The following is a 24382-nucleotide window of genomic DNA, read 5'->3' as shown; positions in this document are numbered from 1 at the left end:
CCGCCCGACGGGCCGGGAGGGGCGGACATGGATCTGACGCTGCTGCGCACGTTCGTCACGGTGCACCGGGCCGGGTCCTTCACCCGCGCCGCCGCGCTCCTCGGTCTCTCCCAGCCGGCGGTCACCAGCCAGATCCGCACCCTGGAACGCCAGCTCGGCCGCCCGCTCTTCCTCAGACAGGCCCGTGGGGTCACTCCCACCACCATCGGCGACGAGCTCGCCCACCGCGCCGCCCCGCACCTGGACGCCCTCGTCGAGATCGCCGGGACCGGTCCGGACGAGCGGGAGGGCCTGCGCACCCTGCACGTCGCCGGGCCGCCCGAGTTCACCTCGGCCCGGCTGCTGCCCGCCCTGACCCCGCTGATCGCCCAGGGCCTCGCCGTCCGTGCCTCCCTCCCGGTCAACGCGGAGGAGACCCTGGACGGCCTCGCCGCCGGCCACCACGACCTGGCGGTCGCCACCGGCCGGCCGCGCGGCGGGCTCTTCACCGCCACACCCCTCTGCGACGAGGAGCACGTCCTGGTCGCGGCCCCGCGCTGGGCCACGCGGCTCTCTCCGGACGTGCTCCGCGAGGGCGCCGTCGTCCTGGAGCAGCTTCCGGTGGTCGAGGTCCACGAGTCGCTGCCCTTCGTCGCCCGCTACTGGGCGGCCGTCTTCGAGTCCAAGCCGGCCGCCACCGCGACCGTGATCGCCCCCGACCTGCGGGCGGTGAAGGAATCCGCCGCCTCCGGCGCGGGCCTCGCCGTGCTCCCGCGCTACCTGTGCGAGGAGGACCTGGAGCACGGACGGCTCGTGGCCCTGCTCGATCCTCCGGTGCCGCCGCTGCGCACCTACTTCCTCGTCGTCCGCACCGGCACGCTCGCCCTGCCGCACATCGCACGCGCCCACGAGTGGCTGCTGCGCGCCGCGGGGGACTGGTGAGTTCCGGGACGGCGAGTGTTTCAGGACAGCGGGTGCGGGCCATTTTCTTCCCATGACCGAACGACCAGTGGTCAAGCGCACCGCACGCGCCATCCTGCTCGACGGGGACGATCTGATCCTCATCAAGCGCACCAAGCCGGGCATGGATCCCTACTGGCTGACTCCCGGCGGCGGGGTCGAGCCCACCGACTCGACCGTCGTCGAGGCCCTGCACCGCGAGGTCGACGAGGAACTCGGCGCCAAGATCACCGACGTGGTCCCCTGCTTCGTCGACACGGTGGAGCACATCGTGGACGGCGGCGTCTCCGGGGTGAAGGTCCAGCACTTCTTCGTCTGCCGTCTGGAGTCCATGGACCTCTCGCGGCGGCACGGCCCGGAGGTCGACGAGCCCCAGGGCGAGTACGAGATCGTCCGGGTGCCCTTCAGCAGGGTCGGGATCGCCGCCGTGCATCTCGTCCCGCTCTCGCTGCGCCACTACCTGGACGGCAACATCGAGGGCGTCCGCGCCATGCACGCTCCCGACCTCGGCTAGGGACAGGCCCTAGGAAGCCTGGGGGACCAGCTCTCCGAGGTAGTCGTGGCGGATCCGGTCGGTGGGGATGCCGGCGCCCTTCAGGGCGTCGACGCCGCTGCGGATCATGCCGAGCGGCCCCGACAGATAGGCGTCGTACTCGGCCCAGGGGCCGTACTGGCGGACGGCGTCCGGGAGCCGCCCCTCCTTCTCGGTGACCGGGCGGACGGCGAGCCACGGGAAGGTCTGCTGGAGCCGCATCATCGTGTCGATGTCGTAGAGGTCATGGCCGCTGCGGGCGCCGTAGAACACCTCGACGGGCCGCCGGTCCCCGTGCTCGGCGACGTCCTCGACCAGGGCCTTGATCGGCGCGATCCCGGTTCCGCCGCCGAGGCAGAGCAGCCCGTTGTCGGTGGAATGGTCGACGGTCATCGAACCGGCGGGCGGGCCGAGCCGCAGCACGTCTCCCGGGCGGGCCCGGTGGACCAGCGCGTTGGACACCCAGCCCGCGGGCACGGCCTTGATGTGCAGGGAGAGCAACCCGTCGGGCCGGGGCGCCGAGGCGAAGGAGTAGTGCCGCCATATCCGCGGCCACCAGGGCGTTTCGAGCGTCGTGTACTGCCCGGCGAGGAACGGGTACGGCTGGTCGGGCCGCAGCGTGATCACGGCGACGTCGGGTGTCCGCAGATCGTGGCTCACGACCTCGGCCTGCCACCAGGCGGGCGCGTGCTGCTCGTTCTCGGCCGCGGCATCGATCATGATCTGCGAGACCGTCGTGTACGTACGGACCCAGGCCGCCTCCGTCTCCGTGTCCCAGACACTGCCGGCGTACCGTTCCAGGGCGCCGATCAGGGCCTCGCCGACGGCCGGGTAGTGCTCGGCCCGGGTGCCGTACTTCCGGTGCCCACGCCCCAGGTTGTGGAGGTAGTCGGTGAGGACGGGTGTGTTGTCCATGTGCTCGGCCGCCGTGAGCAGCGCCTTGAGGAGCCGGTCCCGCTGGGTGTCCATGGCGGCGGGGAACATCGCGCGCAGGTCGGGATGGCGCGTGAAGAGCAGGGCGTAGAAGTACGAGGTCACCCGGTCGGCGACGGAGGAGATCTCGGCCAGGGTGCGGCGGATCAGGACCGCGTCGGGCGAAGGCACGCTCGTCGTGGCCGCCGGCTCGGTGGCGGGTTCGTCCATCGGTATGAGGGGCGGCGCGTCCGTGGCCGCAGCCGGAGCATCCGTCATGTCGTTGCCTCCCCGCAGTCGGCCTCCGTGTTCGCAGGATGACAGTCCGTGGAGGGTCCTGGACAGAAAGCGGGATTCCCGGTGATTCGCCCCGCCCGGCGGGCTAGGCTGCGTTCTTTCGGACCAATTCGTACGCCTCGCGCAAATCGCCGCCCGCGTAGCGGTGCCGGGCCAGGTCGACGAGGTGGTGGTCCGCGTTCACGGCCACGGTCTCGGGCACGATCGCGAAGAGCTCCGCGTCGGACATCGAGTCGCCGTACGCCACGCAGTCGGCCGTCTCGACGCCGAATCGCGCGCACAGCTCCCCCGCGATCCGCACCTTCGCCGAGGCGTCGAGGATGCCGGGCCGATGGATCGGCTCGGTGAAGGGGACGGCGGGCCAGCGGGAGCCGTGGGCGGCGTCCAGGCCCCAGTCCAGGAGCCGTTCGACGAAGAAATCGGGCGACAGGGAGATGACCGCGCAGTGATCGCCTTCGGCGCGGAGCTCGGCCCAGACCTCCTGGATCCCGGCCAGCCAGGGTGCTCCCTCGAAGGCCGCGGTCACGTGCTCCGGGGTGAGGTCCGCCCAGAGCGCGTGCGCCCGCACGGCGAACTCGTCCGGCGTGAGTCCACGCAGCAGGAACTCCTGCTCCAGCTTCTCGATCTCCGCGCTCACCCCGAGCTGGCGGGAGATCTCTACCGCGGCCGCCGAACCGCGGATCAGCGTGCCGTCGAGATCGAAGAGGTGCAGCCGCCGGCCGCGAAGGGTCGTCATGTACGCCGAGGCTAGTACGACCGGTTACTCCCCCGGTCAGACGCGGCGGACGGCCGGCGTTCGGCACGGTGTTTCACGTGAAACATCTCCAGCGGCCCGTACGGCGGGCGCTCCTCGTCGTCCATGTGGCGGTCTCGGTGTCCTGGCTCGGCCTCAGCGTGGGACTGCTGACCCTGGGCCTCACCGCATACAGGAGCCAGGACCCCTCTCTCACACAGGCGGCCTACCGGGCCATGAAGGTGTTCGCCGACTGGCTCCTGGCACCGGTCGCGGTGGTGACCCTGGGCAGCGGCCTCGTCCTCTCCCTCGGGACGCCCTGGGGGCTCGCCCGGCATCGCTGGGTCTGGATCAAGTTCTGGATCACCGTGGCCACCGCGACCGCGACGATCTTCGCGCTCCGCCCGGAGATCTCCCACGCGGCGGCCGCGGGGGTGCCGGACAGCAGTCTGGTCGCGGCCCCGGTGGTCTCCACGACGGCCTATCTCTTCATGACCGCGATCTCCGTGCTCAAGCCCTGGGGGCTGACGGCACGCGGCCGCCGCCTGCGGGGATCGGCCACGCGCCGTGCGCCCGGGACCTCCGGGGCGGCCCGTGAAGGCCAGTTCTCTTAAACCGGTGGACGCGCCCGCAGGGCGTCGGACAGCCTGATCGCCATGCCCCTCTCGCACTCTCCGCTCGAACAGATCCCGCTCGACCGGCTGCCGATCCAGCGTCTCACCTCCGATGACCTGCCGGCGTGCGCCGACCTCTCCGAGGACCGCGGATGGCCCCGGGAGGAGCACAAGTGGGGCCTGCTCCTCGCGGCCGGCACCGGGTACGGCATCGACGACCCGGCCGGTAACGGACTCGCCGCAGCGTGCGTGGTCACCTCGTACGGACCCGGCCTCGCCGCGATCGGCATGGTCCTGGTCGCCGAGCGCTACGCCCGCCGGGGCGTCGGACGCCGCCTGATGCGCCATGTCCTCGCGGAGGCCGGCGACACCCCGCTCAGCCTGTACGCCACACCGAACGGGCAGCCGCTCTACGAGGAGCTGGGCTTCGCCGAGGTCGGTCGCTCGGAGATGCTGAAGGGACGGTTCACCGCGACCGAGTCCGCGCCCGGGCGTGCGGTCCGGCCCGCCACCGCCGAGGACCTCCAGCACGTGCTGCGCCTCGACCACGAGATCTTCGGCGCGGACCGCACCCACATGATCACCCGGCTTCCCGCCTTCGCCGACCAGCTGCGGGTCGCGGAGCAGGACGGCGAGATCACCGGTTTCGGCGCGATCTGGCCCAACATGGACACCCATGTCATCGGCCCGCTGATCGCCCGCGACCTGGCCACGGCACAGGCGCTGGTCGCCTCCCTGGCCGCAGCCACGGACCGCCCGCTGCGCACGGACGTCGACGCCGGTCACACCGGCCTCGTGACCTGGCTGAAGGCGAACGGACTGGAGCGGATCGCCACCAACGCGGTCATGATGCGCTCACTTCCCGACCTGCCGGGTGACTGGAGCCGCCGCTTCGCTCCCCTGACGGTCGCCGCGGGATGAAGCACTGACTCCCCGCATTAATTGCATACGCGGACTTTTGCGCGGCATCCTCTACGCTGGTAGGGAGCCGCTCCGGACCAGGCCAGACCGTGGAAGCGAGGAGAGATCATGACCGCGACGGATCCCGCCCTGACGGCCCTCTCCCAGGGCTGGTGCGCCCTCTCCCTGCTGCACGGCAGGATCGAGTCGCACATCGAGCGGGCCCTGGAGTCCCGGCACGGTCTGAGCGTCCGCGAGTACTCGCTCCTCGATGTCCTCAGTCGGCAGCACGACGGGCCCGGTGGCCACCTCCAGATGAAGCAGGTCGCCGATGCGGTCGTGCTCAGCCAGAGCGCGACCACCCGGCTCGTCACCCGCCTCGAGGACCGCGGGCTGCTCACCCGCTATCTCTGCGCGACCGACCGGCGTGGCATCTACACCGACGTCACCGAGGCCGGCCAGAAGCTCCTCGACGAGGCCCGTCCCACCAACGACACGGCGCTGCGCGAGGCACTGGACGAGGCGGCCAAGAACCCGGAGCTGGCGCCGTTCGTGCAGGTTCTCGAAGGTCTCGGCGTTCCGGCCTGAGCCGGGAGGGCGGCGCGTAGCCTGCCTCCATGAGCGATCTTGAGATCCGGCCTGCCCGGCGGCAGGACCTGCCCGCCATCGTCGCGATGCTCGCCGACGACCCGCTGGGTGCCCAGCGGGAGTCCCCAGACGACCTCGGCCCCTACAACGCCGCGTTCGACCGGCTCGAGGGTGATCCTCACCAGCACGTGGTCGTCGCCGTGCGCGCGGACAGGATCGTCGGCACGCTTCAGCTGACCGTCATTCCCGGGCTCTCCCGCCGGGGCACCACCCGCTCGATCATCGAGGGTGTCCGCGTCCACGGAGACGAGCGCGGCAGCGGCCTCGGCAGCCGGCTCATCGAGTGGGCCGTCGAGGAGTCCCGCGAGCAGGGCTGTCGACTGGTGCAGCTGACCTCCGACGTCACACGCACCGATGCCCACCGGTTCTATGAGCGGCTGGGCTTCGAGGCCTCGCACGTGGGATTCAAGCTGAGCCTGTGAGCGGGTGCGCTGTTTCACGTGAAACAGCGCACCCCGGTACGCGGCCGGCCGCACGCCCAGGCGTGCGGCCGCGGCGCCGGTCAGAGGCCGCGCCAGCCCGCCTCGTCCACACCGCCGGGGACGGCGTCGCCCTGCTCGTACGGCTCGCGGGTGAAGACGAAGGAACCCAGGTCGAGATGGCTCACGGAGCCGTCCGGGCGCAGGACCACCCGCAGGGTCTCGCCCTGGTAATAGCCGTCGAGACCGATCCAGCCACCGTCCGGCAGAGCCCGGAAGCTCGCCCGACGGCCGACGCCCTTCAGCGGCTCCAGGGTCACGGAACGCCCGGCACCGACCCGCAGCCCGAAGGCGTAGGTGCCCCAGTACCAGGGGCCGGTGAGGGCCAGCAGCTCCTCGTCCACCTCGGCCGCGGGAAGGGGCCGCCAGGGCTCCGGGATGCGCGGCTCGGCCTCCGCCACGATCCGGACGAGATCGGCCGCCACCGCCGCCGCGAGGGGGCCGGAAGTGGCGTTCGAAAGCGCCACCGCGGCCAGGCCGTCGTCGACGCTCACCCACAGGCCGGCGACGAATCCCGGCAGTGAGCCGGTATGACCGACGAACGTCCGGTCACCGCTGCGCATCAACTGGACCCCGAGGCCGTACCCCCACACCGCGTCACCGGCCGCAGCCGGCACCGCGGGCGTCCTCATCTCGGCCACGGACGTCCGGCAGAGCACCCGGTCGTCCCCCTCGGCCAGGAACGAGGCGAAACGGCAGAGGTCGTCGACCGTCGACCAGAGCACCCCGGCCGGCGCCATGATCCCGAGGTCCTCCAGCGGTTCGGGCAGCATCACATCGGCCCACGGGTGCACCGCCCAGCCGCCGGCGTGCGGGGCGACCGGCAGGACCGTCGTACGGCCGAGCCCCAGCGGCTCCAGGATCTCGGTGCGCAGCGCCTCCTCCCACGACACGCCTCGGAGCGCCTCGACGAGCGAACCGAGCAGCGTGTAGCCGGGGTTGGAGTAGTGGAACAGCCGCCCGGCCGGGTGCAGCACGGGCTGCTCCCCCAGCACGTCCGCCAGCTCCGGCCGCGTCGCCCCGGGCGTCCGCTCCCACCACGGCGACGGCGTCTCGGCGGCCAGGCCGGCGCTGTGCGACAGGAGTTGAGCGATCGTCACCTCGCCCACGCCGGTGCCCTGCAGATGCTTCTCCAGCGGGTCGTCGAGCCCGATCAGCCCCTCGTCCCGCAGCCGCATCACGAGGACCGCCGTGAAGACCTTGGTGATCGATCCGATCCGGAACTGCGTGTCGGCGTCGGGGGCGTGCCCGTCCACACAACTGCGCGAGCCGGACCAGGCCGTCCGCCCGCCCCGCATCACGCCCGCGACGAACGAGGGCGAGCGCCCCTCGGTCTGCGCGACGGCGATCCGGTGCAGCAGGGCGCGCTCGGTACTGGGCAGCAGGTCTTCGAAGGAGGAGGTCATGGGCTCATCCTCGCTGCCCGGGCCCCCGCTCGGCCTCCCATTTCCCCCTTGTTCCGTCGTGATCGGGTACGCGACGCGGAGCGCCGGGCGCGAGGGCTACCGGCGAGTCCTCACCCACCGACGGGTTTCCCGCGCCACGCTGGTCCTACGCCGGACACCCACTGACGGAAGGCTGGGCCATGCGGAAACTGATCTACGGCATGAACCTGACCCTGGACGGCTACATCGCCGCGGCGGGAGACGACATCGGCTGGAGCGCGCCGAGCGACGAGCTGTTCCAGTGGTGGCTCGACCACGAGCAGGCGAGCGGCCTGACGCTGTACGGGCGCAAGCTGTGGGAGACGATGAGCTCCTACTGGCCGACCGGCGACCAGCAGCCCGACGCCACCCCGGCGGAGATCGAGTTCGCACGGAACTGGCGAGACACGCCGAAGGTGGTGTTCTCCTCGACGATCGACGAGGTCGGCTGGAACGCCCGCCTGGTCACCGGCGACGCGATCGCCGAGATCACCCGGCTCAAGGCCGAGGACGGCGCCCCGATGAACATCGGCGGCGCGACGCTCGCCGGGGCGGCCATGCGCGCCGGGCTGATCGACGAGTACGTGATCGCCACCCATCCGGTCCTGGTGGGCGGCGGCACGTCGTTCTTCACCGCGCTGGACAGCTGGGTGAACCTGACCCTGGTGGAGACCCGGACCTTTCCCGGCGGCGTGGTCATGACCAGGTACGAGACCAAGCGCTGAGCAGCACCCACGGCCGGTCTCACGGGCGGGATCAGGTCTGCGCCATGTCCACGAAGCGCGAGTAGTGACCCTGGAAGGCCACCGTGATCGTGGCCGTCGGACCGTTACGGTGCTTGCCGACGATGATGTCGGCCTCGCCCGCGCGGGGGGACTCCTTCTCGTAGGCGTCCTCACGGTGGAGCAGGATGACCATGTCCGCGTCCTGCTCGATCGAGCCGGACTCTCGGAGGTCGGAGACCATCGGCTTCTTGTCCGTCCGCTGTTCCGGGCCACGGTTCAGCTGGGAGAGCGCGATGACCGGGAGCTCCAGCTCCTTGGCGAGGAGCTTGAGGTTTCGCGACATGTCGGAGACCTCCTGCTGACGGCTCTCGGCGCGCTTGGAGCCGCCGGACTGCATCAGCTGGAGGTAGTCGATGATGACGAGCTTGAGCCCGCTGCGTTGCTTCAGACGACGGCACTTGGCGCGGATCTCCATCATCGACAGGTTCGGCGAGTCGTCGATGTAGAGCGGGGCCTGCGAGACGTCCGGCATGCGGCGGGCGAGCCGGGTCCAGTCCTCGTCGGTCATGGTGCCGGAGCGCATGTGGTGCAGCGCGACCCGGGCCTCGGCCGAGAGCAGACGCATCGCGATCTCGTTGCGCCCCATCTCGAGGGAGAAGATGACGCTGGGCAGGTTGTGCTTGATGGACGCGGCCCGCGCGAAGTCCAGGGCGAGCGTGGACTTACCCATGGCGGGTCGGGCCGCGATGATGATCATCTGACCGGGGTGCAGACCGTTGGTGAGCGCGTCGAGGTCGGTGAAGCCGGTGGGCACACCGGTCATCTCGCCGCTGCGCGAGCCGATCGCCTCGATCTCGTCGAGCGCGCCCTCCATGATGTCGCCGAGCGGCAGGTAGTCCTCGGTCGTGCGCTGCTCGGTGACCTGGTAGATCTCGGCCTGGGCACGGTTGACGATCTCGTCGACGTCCCCGTCCGCCGCGTATCCCATCTGCGTGATCTTGGTGCCGGCCTCCACGAGCCGGCGCAGTACGGCCCGCTCGTGGACGATCTCCGCGTAGTACGAGGCGTTGGCGGCGGTCGGCACCGACTGGACGAGCGTGTGCAGATAGGAGGCGCCGCCGACCCGGGTGATCTCGCCGCGCTTGGTGAGCTCGGCACCGACCGTGATGGGGTCGGCGGGCTCGCCCTTGGCGTACAGGTCGAGGATCGCCGCGTAGACCGTCTCGTGGGCCGGCTTGTAGAAGTCGTGGCCCTTGATGATCTCGACGACGTCGGCGATGGCGTCCTTGGAGAGCAGCATGCCGCCGAGCACGGACTGCTCGGCGTCCAGGTCCTGCGGCGGGACCCGCTCGAAGCCGGAGATGCCGCTGTCCCAGCCGCCCTCACTGCCGCGCTCGTGCTGGTCCTCCCGGCCGCGCCCGCGACCCCGGCCCTCGCGGGTACGCGTCGGGAGCCGGTCGCCTGGTCCGCTGTCGGCCCAGGGATCGTCCATGGGCTCGGGCATGCTCACCCAAGCCACCTCCTCCCGTCCGCTCCGCGGACCTCGCCGTGCCCCTCTTTCTTACGCCACGGCTCCGACAAAAAAGGGGCTTTGACTCCGCTTCTGGCGCGTCGGGCGCCGGACCACGGTAGGCCCGCGGGCACCGTCAGCCAATCTGGTTATCCACAGGGCCTGTGGGTGAAGGCCCAGATGCTGTGGAGAACTCCCCGGAACCTGTGCACGGACCGGGGGACAGCCATGTGGACAAACTCATAACCGGCTCCGGCGGACACTTCTGACCTGCTGTTTTTCCATCCACCGGCTGTGGGGGAGAAAAACTTCGCCACCTGGACCAAGATCAGAACAAACGGCGCACAGCCGAAGGGTCTCTCGCTCCTCAGGTAAGGGTCATATGGGCATTGCATCTCTTACCTGTGGAAGATTAGATTGAGCGCATGCATCAGGCTCCCGCGACCCCCAAGGCCGTTCGACGGCAACACGACCGCGAGATCGTCTCGCTCGCCGTCCCGGCCTTCGGCGCACTCGTCGCCGAGCCCCTCTTCCTGATGGCCGACAGTGCCATCGTCGGCCACCTCGGCACACCCCAGCTCGCCGGTCTCGCCATCGCCTCCGCGCTGCTGTCCACAGCGGTCAGCGTCTTCGTCTTCCTCGCCTACGCCACCACCGCGGCCGTCGCCCGCCGCGTCGGCGCGGGCGATCTCAAGGCCGCCATCCGCCAGGGCGTCGACGGCATCTGGCTCGCCCTGCTGCTGGGGGCCGCCGTGGTCGCCCTCACCCTGCCCACCGCGCCGTGGCTCGTCAGCCTCTTCGGCGCCTCCGACACGGCCGCACCCTACGCCGTCACCTACCTGCGGATCTCCATCCTCGGCATCCCCGCCATGCTCGTCGTCCTGGCGGCCACCGGTGTCCTCCGCGGCCTCCAGGACACCCGCACCCCGCTCTACGTCGCCATCGCCGGCTTCGCGGCCAATGGCGCCCTCAACCTCGGCCTGGTCTACGGCGCCGGCCTCGGCATCGCCGGATCCGCCTGGGGCACGGTCATCGCCCAGCTCGGCATGGCCGCCGCCTATCTCGTCGTCGTCGTCCGCGGCGCCAGGCGCCACGGCGCCTCCCTCCGCCCCGACACCGCCGGCATCCGGGCCAGCGCCCAGGCCGGAGTCCCGCTCCTGGTCCGCACGCTCTCGCTCCGCGCCGTCCTGATGATCGCCACGGCCGTGGCCGCCCGCCTCGGGGACGCCGATGTCGCCGCCCATCAGATCATCCTGTCCCTGTGGAGCCTGATGGCCTTCGCCCTCGATGCCATCGCCATCGCCGGTCAGGCCATCATCGGCCGCTACCTCGGCGCCGACGACGCGGACGGCGCCCGGCAGGTCTGCCGTCGCATGGTGCAGTGGGGCGTGCTCTCCGGGGTCGCGCTCGGGGTGGTGCTCGTCCTCACCCGGCCCTTGTTCGTCCCGCTCTTCACCAGCGATCAGGCGGTCCAGGACGCCCTGGTTCCCGCCCTCCTGGTCGTGGCCCTCTCCCAGCCCGTCTCCGGTGTCGTCTTCGTTCTCGACGGCGTCCTGATGGGCGCGGGAGACGGCCCTTATCTTGCCTGGGCCATGCTGCTGACGCTGGCCGTCTTCGCCCCGGTCGCGCTGCTCGTCCCGGTGGCCGGAGGCGGTCTGACCGCCCTGTGGGGAGCCATGACCCTGATGATGACGGTCCGCATGGCGACGCTGTGGTTCCGGGCCCGCTCCGGTCGCTGGATCGTCACCGGGGCCACCCGCTGAACGTTTCACGTGAAACGGCGGAAGGGCCGCACCCCGAGGGGTGCGGCCCTTCCGTACTGCTAGCGCGAACTGCCCAGGGGCAGCGTTACGCGGCGACGACCTCGACGCCGAGCTTCGCGGCAACCTCGGGGTGCAGACGCACGGACACCTGGTGCGAGCCCAGGGTCTTGATCGGCGAACCGAGCTCGACGCGACGCTTGTCGACGTCCGGGCCACCCGCGGTCTTGATCGCGGCAGCGATGTCGGCCGGGGTCACGGAGCCGAAGAGACGGCCGGCGTCGCCGGAGCGAACGGCCAGGCGCACCTTCGTGCCCTCGAGCTGGGCCTTGATCTCGTTGGCCTGCTCGATGGTCGCGATCTCGTGGATCTTGCGGGCGCGGCGGATCTGCGCCACGTCCTTCTCGCCGCCCTTGGTCCAGCGGATCGCGAAACCGCGCGGGACCAGGTAGTTGCGAGCGTAGCCGTCCTTGACGTCGACGACGTCGCCAGCGGCACCGAGGCCGGAGACCTCGTGGGTGAGGATGATCTTCATTGTTCGGTCACCCTTCCCTTATCGCGCGGTGGACGTGTAGGGCAGCAGCGCCATCTCACGGCTGTTCTTGACGGCCGTGGCGACGTCACGCTGGTGCTGCGTGCAGTTGCCGGTCACGCGACGGGCACGGATCTTGCCGCGGTCGGAAATGAACTTCCGCAGCATGTTCGTGTCCTTGTAGTCGACGTACGCGACCTTGTCCTTGCAGAACGCGCAGACCTTCTTCTTAGGCTTGCGCACAGGCGGCTTCGCCATGGTGTTTCTCCTGTGTGATCAAGAAGTTTGGGTACGAGCTGCTTCCAGGGCTTGCGCCCTAGAAGGGAGGCTCGTCCGAGTAGCCGCCGCCGGAGTTGCCACCCCAGCCGCCACCGCCGCCGCCCTGCTGGCCGCCGGAGGGAGCGCTGGAGGCCCAGGGGTCGTCGGAGGGAGCTCCGCCGCCCTGCTGGCCACCGCCGGAGTTGCCACCCCAGCCGCCACCGCCACCGCCGCCGCCCTGCTGGCCACCGCCGCCGTAGCCGCCCTGGCCACCGCGACCGGTGGTGCGGGTGACCTTGGCCGTGGCGTTGCGCAGGCTGGGGCCGACTTCCTCGACGTCCAGCTCGTAGACCGTGCGCTTGACGCCCTCGCGGTCCTCGTACGACCGCTGCTTCAGACGGCCCTGCACGACGACGCGCATGCCCTTCTGAAGCGACTCGGCGACGTTCTCCGCCGCCTGACGCCAGACCGAGCAGGTCAGGAACAGGCTCTCGCCGTCCTTCCACTCGTTGGTCTGACGGTCGAAGGTGCGGGGAGTGGACGCGATGCGGAACTTCGCGACCGCCGCACCGGACGGGGTGAAGCGCAGCTCGGGGTCTTCGACAAGATTGCCGACGACCGTGATGACGGTCTCGCCTGCCATGGGTGAACCTCTCGGCGGGATTGCTTCTGGCTGCTAACTGCTACTCGGACCCGAGTCCCTGTGAGCGAAAGCTCAGTGGGTCTCGGGGCGGAGGACCTTGGTCCGGAGGACCGACTCGTTCAGGTTCATCTGGCGGTCGAGCTCCTTGACGACCGCAGGCTCGGCCTGCAGGTCGATGACCGAGTAGATGCCCTCGGGCTTCTTCTTGATCTCGTAGGCGAGACGACGACGGCCCCAGGTGTCGACCTTCTCGACCTTTCCGTTGCCCTCACGGACGACGGAGAGGAAGTTCTCGATCAGCGGGGAGACAGCGCGCTCCTCGAGATCGGGGTCGAGGATGACCATCACCTCGTAGTGACGCATGTGGAACCCACCTCCTTTGGACTCAGCGGCCACGGTCGTTCCGTGGCAGGAGGGTCGTGATGCGTAAGCAACGGTATCCGCCACCACTGACAGTCCCCCTCGGCGAACGAGGAGGGTGCTGTCGGGATCCTCGGACGGACCTGGGCAGACACCGGTGCAGACCGTACAGAGTACCCGCACACCGCCCTGCGGTTGAAATCCGGCGGTGAGGGGACGCAATCTGTACACATCGGATGTGGGCGGCGTCACAATGGCGCCGCCCTCCGGACGGCACGCCAGGAGGTGCCCCATGGCACAGGCAATGCGACCCGACCCCGGTCACTCCCTCTTCGCCACGGACGGCAAGCCCCACCCGGTCCAGGACACCCTGGTCGCGGTCACCCTTGTGCTCGGTCTCCTCTCCTTCGTGACGGGTTTCTTCGACGACCTGCACCTGCTGGCCTCCTGGACGGGGCTGGTCGGCATCCTCAGCGGCGGCTACGGCCAGTTCATCTCGGCCACCACGCGTGAACGCTTCCTGCTGATCATCGGGCTCGGCCTCGCCGGCGTGGGCTTCTACCTCGGCATGGCCCACGGCGGTCTCTTCACCGGCGTGATCAACTAGACGGGCCCTGTCACCGGCGCCGGAGGGCCCCACACGGCCATTCGGGGCGCTCCCCGGTCGCAGTAGGCTTCGGCGCGAGAGCCGGAGCCCCTGAACCGATGGGGACACACCTGCCGAGGAGCGCCCCGCATGAGCCTGACCCTGAGGACCATCAGTCGTGAGCAGCATCTGGCATTCATCCAGAGCCAGCCCGCGGCGAGCCACTGCCAGGTCCCGGCGTGGGCGGATGTGAAAACCGAGTGGCGCTCGGAGAACCTCGGCTGGTTCGACAAGTCCGGTGAGCTGGTCGGCGCCGGACTGGTGCTCTACCGCCAGCTGCCGAAGATCAAGCGCTACCTGGCCTACCTGCCCGAGGGGCCGGTCATCAACTGGTACGCGCCGAACCTCGACGACTGGCTCCAGCCGATGCTCGCGCACCTCAAGCACCAGGGCGCCTTCTCCGTGAAGATGGGTCCGCCGGTCGTGATCCGCCGCTGGGACGCCGCCGCCATCAAGTCCGGCATCCAGGACCCGGACGTGAAGCGCCTCAAGGACGTCCAGGCCACCCACGTCGAGCCGCGCGCCTTCGAGGTCGCCGACCGGCTGCGGAAGATGGGCTGGCAGCAGGGCGAGGACGGCGGCGCCGGCTTCGGTGACGTCCAGCCCCGCTACGTCTTCCAGGTGCCGCTCGCGAACCGCTCGCTCGACGACGTCCTCAAGGGCTTCAACCAGCTGTGGCGCCGCAACATCAAGAAGGCCGAGAAGGCCGGCGTCGAGGTCGTCCAGGGTGGCTACGAGGACCTGGCCGAGTGGCAGCGGCTCTACGAGATCACGGCCGTCCGCGACAAGTTCCGCCCGCGCCCGCTCTCGTACTTCCAGCGCATGTGGACCGTCCTCAACAACGAGGACCCCAACCGCATGCGGCTCTACTTCGCGCGCCACAACGGGGTGAACCTGTCGGCCGCGACCATGCTCGTCGTGGGCGGCCACGTCTGGTACTCGTACGGCGCGTCCGACAACATCGGCCGCGAGGTCCGGCCCTCGAACGCGATGCAGTGGCGGATGCTGCGCGACGCCTACGCGATGGGCGCCACCGTCTACGACCTGCGGGGCATCTCCGACTCCCTGGACGAGACCGACCACCTCTTCGGTCTGATCCAGTTCAAGGTCGGCACGGGCGGCGAGGCGGTGGAGTACGTCGGCGAGTGGGACTTCCCGCTGAACAAGCTCCTGCACAAGGCCCTGGACATCTACATGTCGCGTCGCTGACGACGCGCGCGAGGCTTGCGTAGTCTCGTACACATCTTTGATACACCGCAGCCACCAGAAAGGTTCCGGGCCGGCCATGGCGCTCTCCCTCTATGTCGACACCGCTCGTTGGCGGGCGCACCAGAAGACCGTGATCGAGCAGTTCCCGGGCCTCGTCCCGGTCTGCAAGGGCAACGGCTACGGGTTCGGCCACGAGCGGCTCTCGGACGAGGCCGCACGGTTCGGCTCCGACATGCTCGCGGTCGGCACGACGTACGAGGCCGCCAAGATCAAGGACTGGTTCGGCGGCGACCTGCTCGTCCTCACCCCGTTCCGGCGCGGTGAGGAGCCGGTGCCGCTGCCCGACCGCGTCATCCGCTCCGTTTCCTCCGTGGACGGCGTGCACGCCCTCGTGGGCGCCCGCGTGGTCATCGAGTGCATGAGCTCGATGAAGCGGCACGGCGTCCACGAGGAGGACCTGCCGAGGCTGCACGCCGCGATCGAGGACGTCCGCCTGGAGGGCTTCGCCCTGCACCTTCCGCTGGACCGCCCCGACGGCACCGACGCCGTCGAGGAGGTCATCGCCTGGATGGACCGGCTGCGGGCCGCCCGGCTGCCGCTGCACACCATGTTCGTCAGCCATCTGCGGGCCGAGGAGCAGGCCCGGCTCCAGCAGCAGTTCCCGCAGACCCGCTTCCGCGCCCGGATCGGCACCCGGCTGTGGCTGGGCGACCACGAGGCCACGGAGTACCGCGGCTCGGTGCTGGACGTCACCCGCGTCGCCAAGGGCGACCGCTTCGGCTACCGGCAGCAGAAGGCCGCGTCCGACGGCTGGCTGGTGGTGGTCGCGGGCGGCACCTCGCACGGCGTCGGCCTGGAGGCCCCCAAGGCGATGCACGGCGTGATGCCGCGTGCCAAGGGCGTGGCGCGCGCCGGTCTCGCCACCGTCAACCGGAACCTTTCTCCGTTCGTCTGGGCCGGCAAGCAGCGCTGGTTCGCCGAGCCGCCGCACATGCAGGTGTCGATCCTGTTCGTGCCGTCCGACGCCCAGGAGCCGAGGGTCGGCGACGAGTTGGTCGCGCACCTGCGGCACACCACGACCCAGTACGACCGGCTCGTCGAGCGCTGAGCGACCGGCTCGTCGAGCGCTGAGCCCGTACACACGTGAAGCGGCCCCCGGGAAGTCCCCCGGGGGCCGCTTCGCGTGCCTGTCCGATCCCTGACGCCCGACGGCGCCTCATGGGCGCGGAGGGACGCCCCACTCCACCCGCGGCCCCTCCACGACCGGTGCCGCGTGCCGCGCCGGCCGCGCCGCCCTGCCCAGCACGAAGACGTCCTCGGCGCCGTCCAGGACGCCTCCGGCGGGGTCGTCCGAGCCGTCCCGCCGCACTCCGTCCCGGTCGGGCGCCAGGACGTCCCGTACGACGAGCGCGCACAGGTAGAGCGTGCCGAGGACGTGGAGCACGATCGCGAACTGGTAGCCGTCGGTCGGCAGCCCCTGCTTGTTCCCGCTCGTCGTGTAGGCGAGGTACAGCCAGATGGCGAGGAAGTACATGACCTCGCAGGCCTGCCACACCAGGAAGTCCCGCCACCTCGGCCGGGCGAGCGCGGCCAGCGGGATGAGCCACAGCACGTACTGCGGCGAGTAGACCTTGTTGGTGAGGACGAAGGCGGCCACGACCAGGAAGGCCAGCTGCGCGAGCCGGGGCCTGCGGGGCGCGTTGAAGGCCAGGTAGGCGAGCCCCGCGACCGCGAGCATCATCAGGAACAGCGCCCAGTAGTTCGCCGTCTCGGGCCGGATCTGCTCGCCCGTGGTCTGGCTGATGAGCAGCCAGACGGAGCCGAAGTCGACGTTCCGTTCCGTGCTGAAGACGTAGAACTGCTTCCAGCCCTCGGTCGCGAGCAGCATCACCGGCAGGTTCACCACCAGCCAGGCGCCGACCGCGCCCAGCACGGCCGTGCCGAACGCGCGCCACCTGCCCGCGCGCCAGCACAGCAGCAGCACGGGTACGAGCAGCAGAGCCGGGTAGAACTTGGCGGCCGTCGCGAGCCCGAGCAGGATGCCGAAGCCGAGCGGCCGGCTCCGCGACCACATCAGCAGCGCGGCGGCCGTCAGGGCGACCGCCAGCAGGTCCCAGTTGATGGTGGCCGTGAGCGCGACGGCGGGCGCGAGCGCCACGAGCAGCCCGTCCCAGGGACGGTTGCGGTGCGTCCTGGTCACACAGACGGCGAGGACGGCCGCGCAGACCATCAGCATGCCCGCGTTGGCCAGCCAGTACGACTGCTCCTGCGAGGTCAGGTCGCCGCCGGGCGTCAGCCAGGCGGCCACCTGCATGAACAGTCCCGTCAGGACCGGGTACTCCAGGAACGGTATGTCGCCGCCCAGCCGGTCGAAGTACGGGACCAGGCCCTCAGCGAAGCCGCGTCCGGAGAAGAGGTGCGGGATGTCGGAGTAGCAGGCGTGGGTGTACTGGGAGGTGGTACCGCGGAACCAGGCCCAGTTGTAGCAGGGCACCTTCTGCACCATGCCGAGCGCGAACATTCCGATGGCCACCAGGGCGATGACGCGCACCGGGGTCAGCTGACCGGCACCGAGGATCGCCCGGCGACCGATCGGACCGCCGATCAGCTCGCTGCCCGCGGCGGCGACCTCGTCGCGTCGGGTGGGGCAGACCACCGGGGGATCCTGCGGAGGGCTCGTCTTCTGGAGGCTCGGCATGGGGGACATCCTGCCGTACGGCCCTGGGAAAACGGTGAGGGCCGCCGCGCCCGGTCCCGCACACGAGGTACGGACCGGGCACGACGGCCCTCAGGGCCTCGGGGCCCCGGGTCGGACGACCGGGGTCAGCCGCCCACACTGCCCCAGGTACTGCCTCCTGGCTTTCCTCCGCCCCCGCCGCTGTCGGTGGGAGTGGCGGTACTCGTCGGATCCGTGGTCGGTGTGCTGGTCGCCCCGCCGTCGGTTCCTCCGCTGTCGGTGCCGGTGCTGGTGCCGCCGTTGTCCTTGCACGGCCAGTCCCACACGCTGCAGGTCTTGCCCGGGTCCGCCGTCTTGGTCGGCTTCTGCGTGGGCATCTCCGTCGACGGCGTGGAGGACGGCGTGGGCGACTCCGTGGTCGCCGTCGGCGTCGGGGTCGGGCTGGCCGCGCCGCCGCCGAAGACCGCCTCGGCGTCCAGCTCCTCGGGCTCCGGGAAGCTCTTCGCCTCGACGCCCTTGAGGGCCTCGGTCATGTAGTTCTTCCAGATCCGCGACGGGAACGAATTACCGTGGATCTTCGGCTGGTCACCCGTGCCGTACATGGACTCGAACTTGCGGTCCTTCTTCGTCTCGTCGTCCGAGAAGCGGTACATGTCGATCGCGGTCGACAGCTGCGGGGTGTAGCCCACGAACCAGGCCGAGTTGTTGCCGTCGGTGGTACCCGTCTTGCCGGCCGCGTCGCGCCCGTCCTCGAGCGCGGCCTTCTTGCCGGTGCCGTTCTTGACGACGCTCTTCAGGACGTCGGTGACGTTGCTGGCGACGGCCGTGGAGAACGCGCGCTTGGGCTCGGCCTTGTGCTCGTAGATGACCTCGCCCTTCTGCAGGACCTTGGTGACGGAGAACGGCTCGTTCTGCTCACCCTGGTTCGCGAAGGTCGAGTAGGCGCCGGCCATGCGGATGGCACTCGGGGAGGAGATACCGAGCGAGAACGAGGGCACGTCCGACTTCACCAGCGACGACTCCAGGAGACCGGCGTCGACCGCGGCCTGGCGGACCTTGTCGATGCCGACGTCCATGCCGAGCTGCACGTACGGCGAGTTCGCCGAGTGCTCCATGGCCTCACGCAGGCTGATGTTCTTGTAGCTCGCGTCGTCGTCGTTGACCTGGAGCCACTCGTTGCCGTTCTCGTCCCGCCAGGTCGTGCCGTCGTAGTTCTTGATCTTCAGCTTGTTCTGGCCGTTGTAGCGGCTCTTGTCCGGGTCGACGAGCCTGCGCGTGGAGGCGTCCTGGACCTTGCCGAGCTTCGGGTCCCGCACGCCGTCGCGCATGGCGGAGGCCAGCACGAAGGGCTTGAAGGTCGAACCGACCTGGGCACCGGTCTGGTCGGCGTTGTTGGTGAAGTGCTTCGTGGCGTTCTCGCCGCCGTAGATGGCGACGATCGCACCGGTCTCGACGTTGACCGAGGCGCCGCCGAACTGGACGTCGGTGTCCGTCTTCGGCCGCTTCTTCGGGTCGATGTACTCCTTGTAGATGTCCTTGACCGAGTTCTCGAGCGCCTGGACCTTCTTCTTGTCGAAGGTGGTGTGGATCTCGAAGCCGCCCTTGGCCAGCTGCTGCGTCGTGATGCCCAGCTCGTTCTTGTTCAGGAAGTTCGCCTCGGCGGTGCGCACGAGGTAGCCGATCTGGCCGCCCAGCTGGGCGCCCTGGGTCCGCTGCTTCGTCGTGGGGAGCGTCGTGTACTTGGCCCGCTCGTCCGCCTTCAGCCAGCCGTCCTTGACCATCTCGTCGAGGATCCACGACCAGCGCTTCTGGGCGCGCTCGGTGTTCGCCTGGGCGGAGGCCGCCGGGTCGATCTCGGGGTAGCCGGCCGGGTCGTAGTAGGTCGCGCCCTTCAGCACCGAGGCGAGCAGGGCGCACTCGCTGGGGTTGAGGTCCTGGGCGTTCTTGCCGAAGTACGCACGGGACGCGGCCTGGAGGCCGTAGGCGCCACGGCCGTAGTACGAGGTGTTGAGGTAGCCCGCCATGATCTCGTGCTTGTCCCGCTCGTTGCCGACGCGCATCGAGATGAACAGTTCCTTGACCTTGCGGGTCACCGTCTGCGACTGGTCGTCCAGACGGTTGTTCTTCACGTACTGCTGGGTGATGGTCGAGCCACCCTGGGTCTCGCCGCCCTTCGCCATGTTCCACACGGCGCGGCCGATGCCCATGGGGTCGATGCCCGAGTCGGTCCAGAAGGTCTTGTTCTCCGCCGAGACCACCGCGTCCTGCATCGACCTCGGGATCTGCGCGTACGCGATGATCTGGCGGTTGACCTCGCCACCGGTCGCGGCCATCTGCGTGCCGTCCGACCAGTAGAAGACGTTGTTCTGCTGCTTGGCGCTGATCGCCTCGTCGGGGATGCCCACCATCGCGTAGCCGATGGTGGCCGCGCCCATGAGGCTGCCGAGGAAGCCGAGGAACAGGCCCGTCACGAGCTTCCACGAGGGCACCCAGCGCCGCCAGCCGTACTTGCCGTAGCGCGGGTAGTCGATGAGCCGCTTCTTGCCGGGCGGGCGGCCGCCGTCACGACCGCGCCCGGAACCGCCTCCACGGCCGCCGCCCCCGCCGCCGCGCCGACCGCCACCCGGGCCGCCCGGACCTCCGCCGGCCTCGGGCGCACGCCTGCGCCCGCCCCTCTGCGCGGCGCGCCGGGCCTCGGCGCGGCCGCCGTAAGGACGCTGCTCCTCACCATGGGAGGACGGCGGCCCGTACGAGGCCGACGGAGACCCCGTAGCGGCATCATGGCCCTGGGCCGGCCTGCGGCCCATCGGCTGCTGGGCGGCGCGCCGGGCCGCGGCACGACCGCCGTACGGCGGTTGCTGCTGCGGCATTTTGCGACGGTGCTCGCTCATCGAACGACTACTCCTCGGGCAGGCGCGTACGCCTGGAAGCGGCAGTTGTGTTCCGGTCCCCCCGAATGGCACACGGCCGGACCTCGGAAAAGACCCTTCCGTGTCGCAGCCGGTCACCCGCTTCACTGACGCCCTGCGGCATCGCTTGGTTCCCGGTGGTCTGCATGCCGCACAGACTACGCACGGCCAAAACCTCCCTAGGGGTGAAGTTCACCCCAAATCCGGCAACTCGATTGCTGTGAATTGACGATGTGACGCCGGTCACCCGAGCCCCACTTGTCGCGGACATGGGGTCGTTCTATCGTCGGGATGTATCGAGCCGATACATCAGCGCGTCACATCGGCTCGGCATACGAGTTTTCCCCAGGTCCGCGAGACGAGTCCCGAGAACGGAGGAGGCGGCGAATGAGCAGGCGCTCAGGAATCCTCGAGTTCGCCGTTCTCGGCCTGCTCCGCGAGGCCCCCATGCACGGCTACGAGCTGCGCAAGCGGCTCAACACCTCGCTGGGGATCTTCCGGGCCTTCAGCTACGGCACCCTCTACCCCTGCCTCAAGACGCTGGTCGCCAACGGCTGGTTGATCGAGGAGCCGGGCAGCGCTCCGGAGGAGGCCGTGGCGGCTTCACTCGCGGGGCGCCGTGCCAAGATCGTCTACCGGCTGACGGCCGAAGGTAAGGAGCACTTCGAAGAGCTCCTTACCCATGCCGGGCCCGACGCCTGGGAGGACGAGCACTTCGCCGCCCGCTTCGCCTTCTTCGGCCAGACCGAGCGCGAGGTGCGGATGCGGGTGCTGGAGGGCCGCCGCAGCCGGCTGGAGGAGCGCCTGGAGAAGATGCGCGCCTCTCTGGCCCGTACGCGCGAGCGCCTCGACGACTACACGCTTGAGCTGCAGCGCCACGGAATGGAGTCCGTGGAGCGCGAAGTGCGCTGGCTGAACGAGCTCATCGAGAGCGAGCGGGCGGGACGGGATCAGCGATCCGGCCCCGACGCCCCCGAGGGCGCCGCTCAGCAGCACGAAGAATCTGGAGAAACGGGCGGCCTGCCCCGGCACGGGGGCAGTACCCGGCCGGATCCGTCCGACGACACCGCCAAGTGAAACCCTGCGTTCGCAGGGCTTCCACGATCACACAGGGAGCAACCGGAATGGGTTCGGTTCGCGTAGCCATCGTCGGCGTGGGCAACTGCGCCGCCTCGCTGGTCCAGGGCGTCGAGTACTACAAGGACGCCGACCCGGCGTCCAAGGTGCCCGGCCTGATGCACGTCCAGTTCGGCGACTACCACGTCGGTGACGTGGAGTTCGTGGCCGCGTTCGACGTGGACGCGAAGAAGGTCGGCCTCGACCTCTCCGACGCCATCGGCGCCAGCGAGAACAACACGATCAAGATCTGCGACGTCCCGAACAAGGGCGTCACGGTCCAGCGTGGTCACACCCTCGACGGCCTCGGCAAGTACTACCGCCAGACCATCGAGGAGTCCGCCGAGGCCCCGGTCGACGTCGTCCAGGTCCTCAAGGACAAGCAGGTCGACGTGCTGGTCTGCTACCTGCCCGTGGGTTCCGAGGACGCCGCGAAGTTCTACGCGCAGTGCGCCATCGACGCCAAGGTCGCCTTCGTCAACGCCCTGCCGGTCTTCATCGCCGGCACCAAGGAGTGGGCCGACAAGTTCACCGAGGCCGGTGTCCCGATCGTCGGCGACGACATCAAGTCCCAGGTCGGCGCCACCATCACGCACCGCGTGATGGCGAAGCTGTTCGAGGACCGCGGTGTCCGACTCGAGCGCACCATGCAGCTCAACGTCGGCGGCAACATGGACTTCAAGAACATGCTCGAGCGTGACCGCCTCGAGTCCAAGAAGATCTCGAAGACGCAGGCCGTCACCTCGCAGATCCCCGACCGCGACCTGGGCGAGAAGAACGTCCACATCGGTCCGTCGGACTACGTGGCCTGGCTGGACGACCGCAAGTGGGCGTACGTCCGCCTCGAGGGCCGTGCCTTCGGTGACGTTCCGCTGAACCTGGAGTACAAGCTCGAGGTGTGGGACTCCCCGAACTCCGCGGGTGTCATCATCGACGCCCTGCGCGCCGCCAAGATCGCCAAGGACCGGGGCATCGGCGGTCCGATCCTCTCCGCGTCCTCGTACTTCATGAAGTCCCCGCCGGTCCAGTACTTCGACGACGAGGCCTTCGCCAACGTCGAGAAGTTCATCAAGGGCGAGGTCGAGCGCTGACCTGACGGTCACTCCTGATCGCCTGACGACCACCTGATGGCCGGACGACGATTCAGCGGCTCGACGACGAGGGTCCCCGTGGCACTGCCCGGGGACCCTCGTCGTATGTGAGTCTTGCTCCCATGTCCGTCGTGCGTGATCTGCGCGTCCTCCTGCGACTGCGCAACTTCCGCCGCCTGCTCACCGTCCGCCTGCTCTCCCAGTGCGCCGACGGGGTCTACCAGGTCGCCCTCGCCACGTACGTCGTCTTCTCCCCCGAGAAGGAGACCAGCGCCGCGGCCATCGCCTCCGCGATGGCGGTGCTGCTCCTCCCGTACTCCCTCGTGGGCCCCTTCGCCGGCGTCCTGCTCGACCGCTGGCAGCGACGCCAGGTCTTCCTCTACGGAAACCTGCTGCGGGCCCTGCTGGCCGGCGGCACCGCGGTGCTCATGCTGGCCTCCGTGCCGGAGTGGCTCTTCTACGCCTCGGCCCTCTCGGTCACGGCCGTCAACCGCTTCGTCCTGGCCGGCCTCTCCGCGGCACTCCCGCGCGTGGTCGACGACGAGCGGCTCGTCGTCGCCAACTCGCTCTCGCCGACCGCCGGGACGCTCGCCGCGACCCTGGGCGGCGGGCTGGCCTTCGGCGTCCGGCTGGTGGCGCACGACTCCGATGCCGCGGTCGTCCTCCTGGGCGCCGTCCTCTATCTCTGCTCCGCGCTCGCCTCGCTCCGGATGTCCCGCGAGCTCCTCGGGCCGGACCCCGAACTCGTCCAGCCCCGGCTCACCGCTGCCCTGGCCTCCACCGCACGGGGCCTGGCAAGCGGCCTCCGGCATCTCGCCGAGCGGCGCCCGGCCGCGGGGGCGCTCACCGTGGTCACCCTGATGCGCTTCTGCTACGGCGCCCTGTTCGTGACGGTGCTCATGCTCGCCCGGTACGCGTGGAGCGCCACGGAGGAGGACGGGCTCGCGGTACTGGGCCTGGCCGTGGCCGCCTCGGGAGCCGGCTTCTTCGCGGCGGCGGTGCTCTCGCCCTGGGCGGTCGGGAGGTTCGGGCCGTTCGGCTGGATGACCGTGTGCACCGGCCTCGCCGCCGTCCTGACACCCGCTCTGGGTCTGACCTTCGCCAGGACGCCGTTCCTCGTGGCCGCCTTCGTGCTAGGCCTCATCACCCAGGGAGCGAAGATCTCCACGGACACCGTCGTGCAGACCTCCGTCGACGACGCCTATCGCGGCCGGGTCTTCTCCCTCTACGACGTGCTCTTCAACGTCGCCTTCGTCGGCGCGGCCGGCGTCGCCGCCGTCATGCTGCCTCCGGACGGCCGTTCCCCCGCGATCGTGGCGCTGGTGACCGCGATCTACGCCCTCGTGACGCTGGGGCTGGCCCGGGCCATGAGAAAGGGGCGATGTTTCACGTGAAACATCGCCCCCTGCTCCTGGGGCCGTCTCGCCGTTTCACGGTCGATGTTTCACGTGAAACGTCGACCGTGAAA

General features: G+C 69.9%; 24 protein-coding genes. 14 read left to right on the top strand and 10 right to left on the bottom strand.

Annotation, left to right across the window (positions count from 1 at the left end; translation table 11 throughout):
- The first annotated feature begins 27 nt into the window (after window positions 1-27).
- Window positions 28-921: a LysR substrate-binding domain-containing protein gene (locus tag ACFY8W_RS19310; protein WP_391106364.1), complete on the top strand. Its 894-nt coding sequence runs from the start codon at window positions 28-30 to the stop codon at window positions 919-921.
- A gap of 52 nt (window positions 922-973) precedes the next feature.
- On the top strand, window positions 974-1453 hold the full coding sequence (locus tag ACFY8W_RS19305; RefSeq protein WP_391106362.1) for an NUDIX domain-containing protein: 480 nt from the start codon (window positions 974-976) through the stop codon (window positions 1451-1453).
- A 9-nt stretch (window positions 1454-1462) separates the two neighbouring features.
- Here ACFY8W_RS19305 and ACFY8W_RS19300 read toward each other — a convergent pair whose 3' ends face one another.
- Window positions 1463-2662: a globin domain-containing protein gene (locus ACFY8W_RS19300; RefSeq protein ID WP_391106360.1), complete on the bottom strand. Its 1200-nt coding sequence runs from the start codon at window positions 2660-2662 to the stop codon at window positions 1463-1465.
- Between the two features lie 103 nt (window positions 2663-2765).
- Window positions 2766-3416 (bottom strand): HAD-IB family phosphatase, encoded by a 651-nt coding sequence (locus ACFY8W_RS19295; RefSeq protein ID WP_391106358.1) that lies wholly within the window; start codon window positions 3414-3416, stop codon window positions 2766-2768.
- Between the two features lie 77 nt (window positions 3417-3493).
- Between ACFY8W_RS19295 and ACFY8W_RS19290 the strand changes: the two genes are divergently transcribed.
- The 4 genes from ACFY8W_RS19290 to ACFY8W_RS19275 all read left to right on the top strand — a co-directional run bounded on the left by ACFY8W_RS19290 (window position 3494) and on the right by ACFY8W_RS19275 (window position 5997).
- Complete coding sequence (locus ACFY8W_RS19290; protein ID WP_391106356.1) at window positions 3494-4027, top strand: DUF2269 domain-containing protein; 534 nt, start codon at window positions 3494-3496, stop codon at window positions 4025-4027.
- 42 nt (window positions 4028-4069) lie between these two features.
- Window positions 4070-4948 (top strand): GNAT family N-acetyltransferase, encoded by an 879-nt coding sequence (locus tag ACFY8W_RS19285; protein ID WP_391106354.1) that lies wholly within the window; start codon window positions 4070-4072, stop codon window positions 4946-4948.
- Window positions 4949-5056: 108 nt separating this feature from the next.
- Window positions 5057-5515, top strand: a complete 459-nt coding sequence (locus tag ACFY8W_RS19280; protein ID WP_391106352.1) for a MarR family transcriptional regulator — start codon at window positions 5057-5059, stop codon at window positions 5513-5515.
- Between the two features lie 29 nt (window positions 5516-5544).
- Window positions 5545-5997, top strand: a complete 453-nt coding sequence (locus ACFY8W_RS19275; RefSeq protein ID WP_391106350.1) for a GNAT family N-acetyltransferase — start codon at window positions 5545-5547, stop codon at window positions 5995-5997.
- A gap of 80 nt (window positions 5998-6077) precedes the next feature.
- Here the strand turns inward: ACFY8W_RS19275 and ACFY8W_RS19270 are convergent, their stop codons facing one another.
- Window positions 6078-7460: a serine hydrolase gene (locus ACFY8W_RS19270; protein ID WP_391106348.1), complete on the bottom strand. Its 1383-nt coding sequence runs from the start codon at window positions 7458-7460 to the stop codon at window positions 6078-6080.
- A 179-nt stretch (window positions 7461-7639) separates the two neighbouring features.
- Between ACFY8W_RS19270 and ACFY8W_RS19265 the strand changes: the two genes are divergently transcribed.
- A complete protein-coding gene (locus tag ACFY8W_RS19265) occupies window positions 7640-8203 on the top strand; it encodes a dihydrofolate reductase family protein (protein WP_391106346.1) in 564 nt (187 codons plus the stop codon).
- 31 nt (window positions 8204-8234) lie between these two features.
- Here the strand turns inward: ACFY8W_RS19265 and dnaB are convergent, their stop codons facing one another.
- Window positions 8235-9695 carry a replicative DNA helicase gene (gene dnaB, locus ACFY8W_RS19260; protein WP_391106882.1) on the bottom strand — a complete coding sequence of 487 codons (1461 nt, stop codon included), beginning with the start codon at window positions 9693-9695 and terminating at the stop codon, window positions 8235-8237.
- A 443-nt stretch (window positions 9696-10138) separates the two neighbouring features.
- Here dnaB and ACFY8W_RS19255 point away from each other — a divergent pair, with 443 nt between their 5' ends.
- A complete protein-coding gene (locus tag ACFY8W_RS19255) occupies window positions 10139-11476 on the top strand; it encodes an MATE family efflux transporter (RefSeq protein WP_391106344.1) in 1338 nt (445 codons plus the stop codon).
- An 85-nt stretch (window positions 11477-11561) separates the two neighbouring features.
- On the opposite strand, the gene rplI is transcribed toward ACFY8W_RS19255, so the two are convergent.
- The 4 genes from rplI to rpsF form a co-directional block, all read right to left on the bottom strand.
- A complete protein-coding gene (gene rplI, locus ACFY8W_RS19250) occupies window positions 11562-12008 on the bottom strand; it encodes a 50S ribosomal protein L9 (RefSeq protein WP_365343988.1) in 447 nt (148 codons plus the stop codon).
- Between the two features lie 18 nt (window positions 12009-12026).
- Window positions 12027-12263 carry a 30S ribosomal protein S18 gene (gene rpsR / locus ACFY8W_RS19245; protein ID WP_128983236.1) on the bottom strand — a complete coding sequence of 79 codons (237 nt, stop codon included), beginning with the start codon at window positions 12261-12263 and terminating at the stop codon, window positions 12027-12029.
- 58 nt (window positions 12264-12321) lie between these two features.
- Window positions 12322-12906 (bottom strand): single-stranded DNA-binding protein, encoded by a 585-nt coding sequence (locus tag ACFY8W_RS19240; RefSeq protein ID WP_391106341.1) that lies wholly within the window; start codon window positions 12904-12906, stop codon window positions 12322-12324.
- 72 nt (window positions 12907-12978) lie between these two features.
- Window positions 12979-13269 (bottom strand): 30S ribosomal protein S6, encoded by a 291-nt coding sequence (rpsF, locus tag ACFY8W_RS19235; RefSeq protein WP_004950685.1) that lies wholly within the window; start codon window positions 13267-13269, stop codon window positions 12979-12981.
- A 289-nt stretch (window positions 13270-13558) separates the two neighbouring features.
- Between rpsF and ACFY8W_RS19230 the strand changes: the two genes are divergently transcribed.
- From ACFY8W_RS19230 to ACFY8W_RS19220, 3 genes are all read left to right on the top strand, one after another.
- Window positions 13559-13873, top strand: a complete 315-nt coding sequence (locus ACFY8W_RS19230) for a hypothetical protein (protein WP_391106339.1) — start codon at window positions 13559-13561, stop codon at window positions 13871-13873.
- Between the two features lie 129 nt (window positions 13874-14002).
- Window positions 14003-15121 (top strand): lipid II:glycine glycyltransferase FemX, encoded by a 1119-nt coding sequence (locus ACFY8W_RS19225; RefSeq protein WP_384407653.1) that lies wholly within the window; start codon window positions 14003-14005, stop codon window positions 15119-15121.
- A 76-nt stretch (window positions 15122-15197) separates the two neighbouring features.
- A complete protein-coding gene (locus ACFY8W_RS19220; RefSeq protein ID WP_391106337.1) occupies window positions 15198-16229 on the top strand; it encodes an alanine racemase in 1032 nt (343 codons plus the stop codon).
- Window positions 16230-16337: 108 nt separating this feature from the next.
- On the opposite strand, the gene ACFY8W_RS19215 is transcribed toward ACFY8W_RS19220, so the two are convergent.
- Window positions 16338-17819, bottom strand: a complete 1482-nt coding sequence (locus tag ACFY8W_RS19215; protein WP_391106335.1) for a glycosyltransferase 87 family protein — start codon at window positions 17817-17819, stop codon at window positions 16338-16340.
- Window positions 17820-17944: 125 nt separating this feature from the next.
- The gene (locus ACFY8W_RS19210; protein WP_391106333.1) at window positions 17945-20689 is read right to left on the bottom strand and encodes a transglycosylase domain-containing protein; all 2745 of its coding nucleotides are present in this window, start codon (window positions 20687-20689) and stop codon (window positions 17945-17947) included.
- A gap of 405 nt (window positions 20690-21094) precedes the next feature.
- Here ACFY8W_RS19210 and ACFY8W_RS19205 point away from each other — a divergent pair, with 405 nt between their 5' ends.
- From ACFY8W_RS19205 to ACFY8W_RS19195, 3 genes are all read left to right on the top strand, one after another.
- The gene (locus tag ACFY8W_RS19205; protein WP_391106331.1) at window positions 21095-21784 is read left to right on the top strand and encodes a helix-turn-helix transcriptional regulator; all 690 of its coding nucleotides are present in this window, start codon (window positions 21095-21097) and stop codon (window positions 21782-21784) included.
- 47 nt (window positions 21785-21831) lie between these two features.
- Complete coding sequence (locus tag ACFY8W_RS19200; RefSeq protein WP_391106329.1) at window positions 21832-22914, top strand: inositol-3-phosphate synthase; 1083 nt, start codon at window positions 21832-21834, stop codon at window positions 22912-22914.
- Window positions 22915-23036: 122 nt separating this feature from the next.
- Window positions 23037-24308 (top strand): MFS transporter, encoded by a 1272-nt coding sequence (locus ACFY8W_RS19195; protein WP_391106327.1) that lies wholly within the window; start codon window positions 23037-23039, stop codon window positions 24306-24308.
- Window positions 24309-24382 lie beyond the last annotated feature (74 nt).

The sequence above is a fragment of the Streptomyces sp. NPDC012637 genome (assembly GCF_042954805.1).
Lineage (GTDB): Bacteria > Actinomycetota > Actinomycetes > Streptomycetales > Streptomycetaceae > Streptomyces.
This window is presented reverse-complemented; position numbering and strand designations above follow the sequence as displayed.